Source organism: uncultured Algoriphagus sp., assembly GCF_963974835.1.
Taxonomy (GTDB): Bacteria; Bacteroidota; Bacteroidia; order Cytophagales; family Cyclobacteriaceae; genus Algoriphagus.
In genome coordinates this window covers 795,918-808,540 of the sequence record NZ_CAXBET010000001.1, presented here as the reverse complement: position 1 = coordinate 808,540, position 12,623 = coordinate 795,918, and the positions used below count along the sequence as shown (strand labels likewise).

The 12,623-nt window shown below is 40.2% G+C and carries 8 protein-coding genes; 4 read left to right on the top strand and 4 right to left on the bottom strand.

Going from position 1 to position 12,623, the window contains the following annotated elements; all coding sequences use genetic code 11:
- Positions 1-18: 18 nt before the first annotated feature.
- Positions 19-495: a PAS domain-containing protein gene (locus AACZ73_RS03650; protein ID WP_339875502.1), complete on the bottom strand. Its 477-nt coding sequence runs from the start codon at positions 493-495 to the stop codon at positions 19-21.
- 387 nt (positions 496-882) lie between these two features.
- Between AACZ73_RS03650 and AACZ73_RS03645 the strand changes: the two genes are divergently transcribed.
- Complete coding sequence (locus tag AACZ73_RS03645) at positions 883-2,541, top strand: carboxylesterase family protein (RefSeq protein ID WP_339875500.1); 1,659 nt, start codon at positions 883-885, stop codon at positions 2,539-2,541.
- 256 nt (positions 2,542-2,797) lie between these two features.
- Positions 2,798-4,456, top strand: a complete 1,659-nt coding sequence (gene glgP, locus AACZ73_RS03640) for an alpha-glucan family phosphorylase (RefSeq protein ID WP_339875498.1) — start codon at positions 2,798-2,800, stop codon at positions 4,454-4,456.
- Between the two features lie 69 nt (positions 4,457-4,525).
- On the opposite strand, the gene AACZ73_RS03635 is transcribed toward glgP, so the two are convergent.
- The 3 genes from AACZ73_RS03635 to AACZ73_RS03625 all read right to left on the bottom strand — a co-directional run bounded on the left by AACZ73_RS03635 (position 4,526) and on the right by AACZ73_RS03625 (position 9,910).
- Positions 4,526-6,010: a RagB/SusD family nutrient uptake outer membrane protein gene (locus AACZ73_RS03635; RefSeq protein ID WP_339875497.1), complete on the bottom strand. Its 1,485-nt coding sequence runs from the start codon at positions 6,008-6,010 to the stop codon at positions 4,526-4,528.
- Positions 6,011-6,028: 18 nt separating this feature from the next.
- Positions 6,029-9,067, bottom strand: a complete 3,039-nt coding sequence (locus AACZ73_RS03630; RefSeq protein WP_339875495.1) for a TonB-dependent receptor — start codon at positions 9,065-9,067, stop codon at positions 6,029-6,031.
- 282 nt (positions 9,068-9,349) lie between these two features.
- Positions 9,350-9,910: a type 1 glutamine amidotransferase domain-containing protein gene (locus AACZ73_RS03625; RefSeq protein ID WP_339875493.1), complete on the bottom strand. Its 561-nt coding sequence runs from the start codon at positions 9,908-9,910 to the stop codon at positions 9,350-9,352.
- A gap of 375 nt (positions 9,911-10,285) precedes the next feature.
- Here AACZ73_RS03625 and AACZ73_RS03620 point away from each other — a divergent pair, with 375 nt between their 5' ends.
- Together AACZ73_RS03620 and AACZ73_RS03615 are read left to right on the top strand one after the other, a co-directional pair.
- The gene (locus tag AACZ73_RS03620) at positions 10,286-12,088 is read left to right on the top strand and encodes a M14 family metallopeptidase (protein ID WP_339875491.1); all 1,803 of its coding nucleotides are present in this window, start codon (positions 10,286-10,288) and stop codon (positions 12,086-12,088) included.
- A gap of 13 nt (positions 12,089-12,101) precedes the next feature.
- Entirely contained in the window at positions 12,102-12,488 is a 387-nt protein-coding gene (locus AACZ73_RS03615) for a VOC family protein (RefSeq protein WP_339875489.1), read from the top strand.
- The last annotated feature ends 135 nt before the right edge of the window (positions 12,489-12,623 follow it).

Here is a 12,623-nt window from a genome sequence, read left to right as displayed (position 1 = left end):
AGAAAATAAACACTTCACTCATCGTACTTCTGTCTCTAGGGCTAAGAAATGCGTAATATTTTGATTCGAATTGAACAAGGGAATAATGGAAATTTGGCAGATGTATTCTTCGCCATTACTACGATAGTTTGTAATATTTTCGGTCAGACGTTTTCCCATACTCAAGTTTTTTTGAATTCTTGACTTTGCTTTTATGGAAGTTTTATCTCCTTGAAGAAAGCTCGGCCTTTTACCCAAAGCAAATTTTGAAGAGTATCCAGTCATCGCCTGGAAGCCCTGATTCACCCATAGAATCACCTGATCAAAGCCTGTCAAGACTAATGCCTCGTACCCAACTGCCAACTCTTCCTTGAGGTTTACTTGCCAGCCATTTAATTCTGATAGTTGCACAAGAGCTTGCAACTCCTCCATTTTTTTTGTCCTAAGTCCATAAGCAGGATTGCTGATATCCCAACTCATCAAAGGCATTCTCTTATCGGGATGTTTTTTCTTCATATTGAGTAAATCCCTGATAAGCGAAATTGTTCAAATTTCTTTAAGAATTAAAAAAATATTCCAATATCCTGGCGACTGAATCAGGAAACGACCAGCGAAGCGAAGTTCGATTCGCTGATGAAAAAGAATTATTACAGTATGTATTGAATATCCCATTTACTCAAACTTTTTACCTTCAGCTCGCCTTAAGAATAGAAGTAAAAAAATACCTGGGAATATTCACCTGTAAAGCGGTTCACTTCTTTTTTATTTATTATTTATTCATATTGAAACAATATGAATCCATTCAAGTAATTTATCTGAAATTAAATTCAACTGGCTTCTTTGCTAAAATTGGCAATTGCTATATTTTACTCAACATCAAACATTTACCAATAACCCAAAATCATGAAAAACCATAGACGCGAATTCTTCAAGAAAGTTGGCGTGGGCACCGCCGGCATTGGACTAGCTGCTAGCGTTCCATTTTCCACTCATGCAAATCCAATTGCAAAACAAACTGGCAGCGGCCAATTTCTTCAAATTGGAGATGACATTGCAATTGCCAGCACCGATTCTGGAAAAGTAAGAGGATACATCCTCAATGACGTATATACTTTTCTAGGTGTGCCTTACGGTGCAGATACTTCCGGAAAAAACCGTTTTATGCCTCCGCAAAAACCTGAAAAGTGGGACAATGTAAAGCCAACAATTTGGTGGGGAAATACTGCTCCGCAAATCATGGATAATCGCTATGCAAGTCCGGATTATTCCTTTGCGGATCATTGGAATTACGATGATGTAAGCGAAGATTGTTTGAAACTGAATGTTTGGACTCCAGCTTTGGACACCAATAAGAGACCTGTGCTTGTTTGGCTACATGGAGGTGGATTTACCAATGGAAATGGCATCGAGCAAGACGGATATCATGGAGAAAATATCAGCAAAAACGGAGACATCGTTTTTGTGTCCATCAACCATAGACTTGGCCCAATTGGTTTCACAGATCTTTCCGGTGTAGGTGGATCTAAATATGCTCATTCCGGAAATGTAAGCCAGCTGGATATTATCGCTTCTTTGGAATGGGTTCGGGACAACATCGCAAATTTTGGTGGTGATCCTACTAATGTGACGATCATGGGCCAATCCGGTGGTGGTGCAAAAGTTACAGCAACTATGTCCATGCCAGCAGCAAAGGGTTTAGTGCATAAAGGTGTTCCTTTGAGTGGCTCTATGCTCGTGGCCAACGACCAGGAGTATTCCAGAACTCTTGGGGAATATGTATTAAAAGAAGCAGGTTTGACAGCAGATAATGTAGATAAACTTCAGGACTTAAGCTGGAGAGAATACATAGACTGTGCTAACAGAGCTTTGGAAAAGATGCGGAAAGATCATCCGACCCCAGGTTTCAGAGGTGGATTTGGTCCTGTGGCTGATGGAGTAAATATTCCAAAAGGAGAGTTTTTCTCTGACCCTAATGGACTTGCATCAGATATTCCTATGATGATCTGCACCACTTTCCATGAGTGGAATCCTACCCGGACAGCACCTGAGTTGGAAAAGATAGAATGGGAAGGAGTAGCGGAAAAGCTAACTTCCAACTATGGCGCAGATACTGGGAAAATTATCGCTGCCTACAGAAAAGATTTCCCAGATGCATCTCCAGCAGATATTTGGGCAATGATTTTATCCAATAGAAGGGGCGCTATAAACACCGCAAATGCTAAATCCACTCAGAAAGCACCTGTTTATCTTGCTTGGTTTGGTTGGGAGCCTGAATTGTACTCGGGAAGAATGAAAGCATTTCATTGTATAGACATCTGCTTCTGGTTTGACAACACCGATAGGATGTACACACATACCGGTGGAGGAGATAGGCCAAGGAAGCTCTCTGAGAAAATGTCCACTTCACTTTTAGCCTTCATGAGGACAGGAAATCCAAACGCAGGAGCTCTACCAAATTGGACCGCTTACACTTCGGAGACTGGAGCTACTATGATTTTAAATGATACACCAATGCTAAAAAATAAACCGGATGGAAATGGTTTAGCTGCTTTGCCAGTGTAACCAAATTTAGAGTAAAACTTTTAAGCGCAGGATTCTATTGATCCTGCGCGCTTATTATTCAAATGTGCTTTCAAGATTAACCAGTCTATAGAATCCTGGAGGAATCATATAAAAAAGAGTTTGACTCTATGGATATTTGGTTTGATGTATTGCTCATTTTTAGGGTTAGCCCTGTCAAATTCTTTGTGATTCACTAATTCCTTTTTTGTGGCCAATCATTTGATTTCGATTAAATTGAATACTTAACCACAAGACAATGACAGACTTTTCTAATTACACAATTCCCTACGAAACCAATCCAGATTTTAGCAAGCCAGTTGCCTATTTTTCCATGGAATTCGCAGTGCACCAGCCTCTCAAAATCTACAGCGGTGGACTTGGCTTTTTGTCAGGATCACATCTACGCTCGGCATTCGAACTCAAACAAAATCTAATTGGAATCGGAATTTTGTGGAAGTTTGGTTATTACGACCAGAGCCGAAACCAGGATCTAACGATGAAAGCGGAGTGGTACGAAAAAATCTACAGCTTCCTTGTGGACACTGGAATCAAATACCAGATAACTATCCATAATAATCCTGTTTGGGTAAAGGCATGGTATCTGGCGCCGGAAACTTTTAAAAGTGCACCGCTTTTTCTACTTAGTACTGATTTGCCGGAAAACGATTACCTCAGCCAGACAATTTCCCACCGATTATATGATGCTGATACTGCGGCAAAAATTGCCCAGTTTATTTTGCTAGGCTTAGGGGGAGCCAAATTATTGGATGAACTAAATTTTAATCCTGAGATATATCATCTCAACGAAGCGCATGGGGTCAGCGCCGTATTTCATCTAATGAGAAAATTCGGGACTAAGGATGAGGTCAAAAAGCACTTGGTATTCACTACACATACGCCGGAGGAGGCTGGAAATGAGAAACACGACATTTATTTATGTGACGAGATGGGCTATTTCAATGGTTTTCCATTAGAAGAAGTCAGGGAATTGACAGGCATGGAAGGAGATCTTTTCAACCATAGTTTGGCGGCATTTCGTTTTGCAAGAAAAGCCAACGGTGTCAGTAAGCTACATGGGGAGGTAAGTCGAAAAATGTGGAGTAAGTACGATAACATACCTGAAATCACCTCGATCACCAACTCTCAGAACTATAAGTATTGGGCAGATAAGCCTCTTTACAAACTGATGGAAGAAGATGACACGAAGGCTTTTTTAGATAGAAAACATGCTTTGAAAAAAATGGCGTTTGAAATAGTCGCTGATCAGACGGGTCAATTGCTAAATCCAAATGTGCTGACTATCGTCTGGGCCAGAAGATTTGCTGGATATAAAAGACCAGATCTAATTACAAGAGATATTCAAAGGTTTGAAGCTTTAGTCTCCGACCAAGACTTTCCTATTCAGATTATTTGGGCGGGAAAGCCTTATCCTTCGGATTACGGAGCGATTTCCACATTCAATCAACTTGTTCATCTAAGCAAAAAATACCCAAATGTGGCAGTCTGCGTCAGTTATGAATTGACTCTAAGCCTGCATTTGAAGCAAGCCGCAGACCTTTGGCTTAATAATCCTAGAGTGCCTAGAGAAGCGAGTGGAACTTCAGGAATGACTGCCGCAATGAATGGAGCAATCAACTTCAGCACATTTGACGGGTGGATCTGTGAATTTGCCGAGCATGGCAAAAACAGCTTTATAGTTCCCACCGCAGATTACCCCAATCTTAGTATTCCAGAACAGGATAATTTTGACCTTCAAAACATTTACGATGTATTGGAAAAGGAAATCGTTCCCACCTATTATAAAGACAAAGATGCCTGGATAAAAATCCTACAACAAGGAATGAAGGACGTCCATGATAACTTCGAAAGTAATAGAATGGCAACTGAATATTATGAGATCATGTACAATAGCTAACTCTTAAGGTGAGTCAGGCTTCCTTATAATAATAAAAGGCGATTTCATTATAGAAATCGCCTTTTATTATTAGTAACCAGGATTTTGGTCTGATTGAGGATCCATTGCCTTATTGAAATTCAGCTCTTCCAGAGGAATCGGCCATAGGTAGTGTTTCTCGGAAATCATGATTCCTTTGTTTTTCATCACAAATTCCTCTGCTCTTCCCGTACGCTTAAGATCCAACCAGCGCTTCCCTTCAAACTGTGTTTCGTAGGCTTTTTCCTGAAGGATCGCATCCAAAAATTCATTCAAGTCTGTGATCAAGTAATCAATTTCGCTAGGTTGATTTGGAGAAAGACCAAATGCCCTTTTTCTAACCATATTTAATGCTTCCAAGGCTTCAGGATTTACAGCTCCGCTCAATCTCGCGTCTGCTTCGGCGTAAATCAGAAGCAATTCCGGATAACGGTAAATTGGCTGATTATTTCCCGCACCTGTATTATCGGGAGCCTGAGACTCAACGTATTTTCCATTAACAAGCGTGGAATCTCCAAGTCCAAAATCCACCACTTTCCAAAGCGCTTTTCGCAAATCCCCATCTTCCCATTCTTTATAAAATGGGTTGGTAGCATCACCATAATGCGCATATGCTCCACCAAAATTATATAGTCCTGTACTAGGATGATTCATTATCCACGGAAGTCCATTTCCTTGCCCCGTTTGTCTTGCAAATTGCAACGCAAAAATTTCTTCAGAAGTAGAAACCAAGTCCGGTCCAAATATTTTCTGCTGAATATCCGCTACAGAACTAATTGGAACGAGAGAAAACAATCCAGAATTCATTACTTCTAAAGCTAAAGTGGATGCCTTTTGATAATCTTCCAGCTGCAAATAGACGTCGGCTAGAAGTGTTTTCGCTGCCATTTTGCTTGGCCTTCCAGCTATGCTAGCAACATCCGGTAGGGCAAGCTCTGCTTCTGCCAAGTCTGCAATGATTAAGGAATATATCTCATCTGCTGAAGCTTTTGGCACATCTACCTCATCCACATTGAGATCTGTTCTCAGCGGTACACCTCCCCAATTTCTCACCAAATCAAAATAGGTCAAAGCACGCAAGAATTTGGCCTCTGCGATAAACTGCATGCGATCTTCCTCAGCTACCTCTGTTGCCAGCGGTGTGTTTTTGATAACCAAATTTGCATTGCGGATTCCTTGGTAGAAGCTATTCCATCTGGATGCAGCTGCATTTACATTGGTAGGATTGAACCCAACGAAATCATTGTATTGGGCGCGGCTTCCTCTTCCGTATCCCCAATCTGTGTGCGCACTTAGTACAGCAATCTGTTCGGATCGCACCATGCGGAGCGGAAAGTAAATGGAATTTACGGCAGCTTGTAAGTCCTCTCGGGTTTGGTAGAAATTTTCCGTCACAATAGTACGCGGCTCTTCTTCCAATAAGGATTCACAAGCGGTAAACATCAGCAAAGAGCAAAATGCCAATAGGATAGATTTCGGATTTCTCAGTGAAGAGTTGAAGGAATTTAGTATAGAAAAGTTAGATAACGTTTTCATGGGATTTAGATTTTGGGTTTAAAAAGTTGCGTTAAGACCAATGGTATATGACTTGGGGATAGGATAACTAAAGTGATCTATACCCAAACGATTATCACTTCCCTTACTGTTCACTTCAGGATCCCACCAAGAGTAATCCGTGATAGTCAAGAGGTTTTGTCCGCTGACATATAGTCTAAGACTTTGCATAAACTTTGATTCCTTGATCGGAAAATTATATGCAAGCATGATGTTTTTCATACGGAAATAAGATCCATTTTCCACGAAGCGATCTGAAACTCTAGCCACTGACCCCCGGCTGATCGCAGGATATTTTGCATCTGTATTTTGTGGGGTCCAATGATCCAGAAGAACTTCCTCAGGCATATTCAACCCCTGTCCATAATCCATTGTGCTGCTGATCGCACTTACATTTAAAATGTCATTTCCTTTGGTTCCTTGGAAAAACACATCCAGCTGGAAGCCTTTGTAGGTCATATTAGAATTGATTCCGTAGAAGAAATCAGGGTTTGGATCGCCTATATAGGTTTTATCACTTTCATTTATTTCCCCATCTCCATTCAGATCTCTAAACCGAATGGCTCCTTCTTCTGTGTAGCCATCTTCTTGATAACCCCAAAATTGTCCAAGCGGTCTGCCTTCTTCCATGATGGAGAAATTATCCGACACAGTTACTACGTTGATGAAGTTTGTCAGAATTGGTTCTCCGTCATTCAGACTTACTACTTTGTTTCGGTTGAATGAGATATTTCCATTTAAGTTCCAGTTAAATTCCTTATCCAAAATCTGTGCATCAAGGCTTAGTTCAACTCCCTTATTTTGAATTTCTCCAACATTAGCAATTGTAGTGGTATAGCCAAATGAGCTTGGAAGCCTAACCGTACTTAGCAAATCACTGGTTGTTTTTTGGTAATAATCTGCTCCTAGAATGACTCTGTTTTGCAAGATCCCAAAGTCAAGTCCTATATCGAATTGCTCGGTAGTTTCCCATTTTAAATCACCCGGCAAAGTAGACCCTGGAGCAAAGAAGCTGTAAAGTTCATTTTCAAATGGAGTGTATCCAGGAAAGAGTCGATTGAGCGTGGAATATGGATCGATAGCCTGGCTTCCGGTTTTACCCCAGCTTGCACGGATTTTCAAATCTGATATAGCCTGCTGATCCTGCATAAAGTTTTCCTCTGAGACTTTCCATGCGAAAGCTCCTGAAGGAAAATACCCCCACTTGTTCCCCTCACTGTATCGGGAAGAACCATCAGATCTGAACGTGGCAGTAAACAAGTACTTATTGTCAAAACTATAATTTACCCTTCCGAGATAGGAAAGCAACACGGATTTGGAATAGCCGGATGTAGGAATTCCGGGTACATCAGCGGCGCCAAGATTGTCAGTTTCGAAAATGTCACTCAAGAAACCAGATCCACCACCAGCTAAAAATGTTGTTTTGAAATCCTGGTAAGTAAATCCTGCCAAAACAGAAAGTACATGTTTTTCATTGAACGTCTTTTCGTAAGTAATCGTGTTTTCGTTAAGTCGGCTGAGGTATTGGCTAGTAGTGATGTTAGCACTTCCATTACTATTAATGAAATCCCGGGTTTGATAGGTATCTGTTCTATCATCCCGATTTTCGATACCACCAGCAATTTTAATTGTGATATCCGGGATAGGATTGTAGCTGATTGCTGCGTTAGCCAAAATTACGTTTGCACTGATAACAGTAGATTGCTCATTGATAAAGTTCATCGGGTTGATAATATCCGGTGAAATAAATGCGAAATCATCTGAAAGCACATTAATCGAACCGTCTGGATCGAATGGAGATGAAAGTGGAGAAGCCATCAAAGCAGCACCGATCATGGAATTACCTCGAGCCCCGCCTTCACTATCTCTTCTGGCCGTGGTTAATTTTGAAAGCGTACTGGAAAAATCAACTTTAAATTTTTCACTTATATCGTGGTGAATATTGGAGCGGAGAGAATAGCGGCTGTAATCACTTCCTTTAATTATACCATCTTGATCAAAAATACTTCCACCAACAGAGAATTGCGTTTTTTCTCCGCCTCCGGAAATGCTAAGAGAAGTTGATTTAATCGGTGCTTGTTCAAATACTTGGTCTTGCCAATCTGTTCCTTCCCCAAAGCTATTAATCTGGCCTTGATCAAAGTATGGAGCTAATCCATCATTTTCCGCCTGAATATTCATCAATTGAGCATATTGCTGACCATTCATCAGATTCAGTTTCTTACGCAGAGATTGCATAGTATAGTATGCGTCAAACTCTACCTGTGACTGCTCGGATCTTCCGCTTTTTGTGGTGATTAGAACAACTCCATTTGCTCCTCTCGAACCGTAAATCGCTGTTGCGGAAGCATCTTTTAAAACCTCTATACTAGCTATATCGGAATTATTAAGGTTAGTTGGGTTTCCAGAAAAAGGGAATCCATCGATCACATAGAGTGGGTCATTATCACCTTGTATGGAGTTTGCCCCACGTATCCGAACAGAAACTCCTCCTCCTGGAGCTCCATTGTTTTGGATCACCTGTACTCCAGGAGCCCTACCGTTTAGGGCCTGCAATACATTGGTGGTCGGGAAAGCATTGATTTCATCTGTATTGACTTGAGCCACGGATCCCGTCAGATCACTTTTTCTGGCTGAGCCATACCCGATCACCACAACTTCTTCAAGTTCTGATTCCTCATTTGCAAGTGTAACGTTGATTTCACTTTGTCCTCCGACTTTTACTTCTTTAGTAGCAAAACCTAGAAAAGAGAATAAAAGAACTGGGTCATTTTGAGAGCTTGGGATATCTATTTTATAGATTCCATTATCGTCTGCCACTGTTCCTGTTTCAGTTCCTTTGATTTGCACAGTTGCTCCAGGAAGAAAATTGCCATCTTGGTCGGATATCAATCCAGTCACAGTTTGGCTTTCATTCACTGCTTGCGATCTTGGAACAGTATCCTGGAATTCAAGCGATGTACCTGAATATCCGAAAATTGGATTGATGAACAGGGTAGCCAATCCGAGGGATAAAAAGATTGGTAGGTTATTTTTCATGGTAAAAGTTATTTAGCCGAGAAATAGTTGGTTGGAGTTTACTCTAGTTTGACTGATGGCATACGCTATTCCACTTATTGAAAAAATTATCGATCATGATAAAAATGTTAGTTTAAGCATTGTAAAACATACAGCAATTGGCTCTTTAGTCCAATCCTTGAATAAGCCAACTAATTCTAGATATGATTACTTATTGCACAGAATGAGGAAAATAAATACCATAATGTTCAGGCACTGTGCGAAAAAAAATCCCTGAATTTGATATAATTCAGGGATTTAGCTTTATGCGGTTTGTCCGGAGTGTTTACCCTCCCGGAATTCCTCAACCATTTTCTTATTGAAAGCGGCTAAATCTTTCGGGCTCCTTGAGGTCACCAATCCACTGTCGACGACTACATCCTCATCTATCCAGTGAGCTCCAGCGTTTTCGAGATCTTTTTTAATGGATTCAAATGAAGTTAGAGTTCGGCCATTTACTACTCCTGCCTCAATCAGCATTTGCGGACCATGGCAGATTGCAGCCACAGGTTTGTGATCAGCAAAGAAGCTCTTCACAAATTCTACAGACGCCATATCCCTTCTCAATAGATCAGGATTAATTACACCACCAGGAAGTACAAGTGAATCAAAATCTTTTGCGCTGACCTGATCTACGCGGGCATCTACCTTTATCGATTCACTCCATTCACCATGTTTCCATCCTTTGATATGATCATTTTCCGGGGAAATAATATATACTTCAGCTCCTTCTTTTTCCAATGCCCTCTGAGGCTCTATCAATTCCGATTCTTCAAATCCGTTAGTTGCAAGAATCGCTACTTTTACATCTTTTAATAAACTCATGATTTTTGTGGTTAAGTTGGTACTCACTTCCTACTAAGAGAAAGTCGCTTCTGTTCAGAAGCAAATTGAAGATCGCCAACGCCATTCCAAAAAATAAAATCCTCTGTAAGCACAATTAGAAGGGGTTGTTAGTTATTTACTTTTGTAATTATTCCACAGTTTGAGAATTGAACTATCAATTTTGGGATATAAACATAGACTATGAAAACACTATAAATTCGAATTTTTCATGGAATCGAAAATTAAGACTTAATGCTCGAGTGATAAAGATTTTTCAAATTGCAATTATCTCTTTCCCCATTCCAACAGCGCTGTTTATCCAAAATTTCATTATCGCTTCAGAAGTACTTCCGATATTTGAGCAAATAACTTCCTATGAAAAAATCTGTACAGTATCTTCTTTTCACGGTCATAAGTTTAGGTTCTCCCATCATCACTTTAGCCCAAGATATTATGCCTCCTCTTCTTCCATGGGATGGAAAAAGCAAGGAATTGATAGTGGATAAAACGCATAAATGGGTAACTCCTTTTGAACTATCTGATGGATTGGAATCTCCAACTTATGCCGAAACTATGGAGTGGATTGAGAACTTGGTAAAGGAATCTGAATATCTTGAACTAATTCCAATTGGAAAAAGCGAACAGGGAAGAGAAATTAAAATGGTGATTGCCACCAGTGAAAATAATAGCAGTCCCGAACAGTTATCAACATCGGATAAACCCCTAATTATGTTTCAAGCTGGAATTCATGCAGGTGAAATTGATGGAAAAGATGCGGGAATGATGCTACTTAGAGATATAAGTCAGGGCAACAAAATGGACCTCCTAGATATAGCAAATCTACTTTTTATCCCCATTCTAAATGTAGATGGTCACGAGAGAAGAAGCGAATTCGGCAGAGTAAATCAGAGAGGACCAAAAGAAATGGGGTGGAGAACTAATGCAGTAAACCTGAATCTTAATAGAGATTACACTAAACTCGAGACTGCGGGAATTCGGGCGGTAGCAGAAGTTATCAACAGTTATGATCCGGACTTATATGTTGATATTCATGTGACAGACGGAGCGGATTATCAGTATGACGTAACGTACGGGTATGTAGCGACAGGCGGCTATTCACCTGAGATTTCCGCTTGGCTAGGCACTTTTTTCCAGCCTGAAGTTGATCAAGCTTTGAAAAACCATGGACACATTCCTGGTCCATTACTTTTTGCGGCAAATGGTAATGATTTTACTGAAGGAAATATAGCGTTTTCCTTCAGCCCGAGATTTTCTCACACCTATGGAGATATCAAGCATATTCCTTCCATTTTGATAGAAAATCATTCATTGAAGCCCTTTGAACAACGTGTTTTGGGGACTTACGTATTTTTGGAGCAAGCAATAAAATCTGTTGGAGCGCATTTCGAGAGGCTAAAAGAAGCTATCGAAGCTGACAAAAACCAGAATCCGGAAAAGGTCACAGTTAAATTTGCTTTCAGAGAAACTCCTGCAGACTCTATGGAATTTTTGGGAATTGCTTCCAGAAAAGAGATTTCTCCAATTACAGGGAGAGAATATGTGGTATGGGAAGGGAAGAAAATAATTCAGCAAGTACCCAGCATTTTGATGGATAGGCCCGTAGAAAATGTAGCTGTACCTAAAGCTTATTATATTCCTGCAGAATGGTCTGAAGTGATCAAAAAAATGGAACTGCATGGAATAGAAATGGAGATTTTGGAGGAGCCAATAGAGTTAACTCTTGAGTTTTCCACAGTTAGCGATTACAAAATGGTCAATCAACCCTACGAGGGATTGATGCGTATGCAGTCTTTCGATCTGGATAAAATTGAAAGAAAAATCATACTCCAGCCAGGCTCCGCAAGAATCAGCACTATACAGTCGCTTGGAGAATTATCCGTCATTTTGATGGAGCCTGAGTCAGTAGATAGCTTTTTTCAATGGGGATATTTTAATTCTGTTCTAGCTCAAACTGAATACATGGAAACCTACATTATGGAGTCTCTGATTTCGAAAATGCTCGAAGAAGATGCGGATTTGAAGAAGCGATTTGAGGCAGAGAAAGCTTCGAATCCGGACTTTGCAGATTCCCCAAGAACAATCTATTCATGGTTTTATAAGCAGACTCCTTATTTCGACCAAAATTGGAAAGTAATTCCTGTGGGCAGAGAATGGTAAAAAATGTAGAAATATGAAAATTGAACATCTCGCAATTTGGGTTGACAAGCTGGAGCAAATGAAAGATTGGTACTGTCAGTCATTTAATCTCTCTGCCGGAGAAAAGTATATAAATGACACCAAAGGTTTTAGCTCATATTTTCTAAGTTTTTCATCAGGCGCTAGAATTGAATTGATGAAAGGAGCAGATATAAAGGGCACTTCGGGCCCAAGAGGTAAATTATCAGGCTATGCACATATTGCGATTTCAGTAGGTTCAAAGGAGAAAGTTCTCGAGCTCACTGAAGCATTTCGAATAGCAGGAATTACTATCGTCGGAGAACCAAGAACTACAGGAGATGGATATTTTGAGTCAGTTATAGAAGACCCAGAAGGAAATTGGATTGAGATTACTGTATAACGTTTACAGTGATTTAGATTCTCTGATTTTGTCCAGTTATCCTTTTTTACACTTCAGTCGCCAATTCTTACACTTCAGTCAGCTTTAATTTTTTCAACATAACATGACGTGCACTTTTGATTCAAATCTGAATCG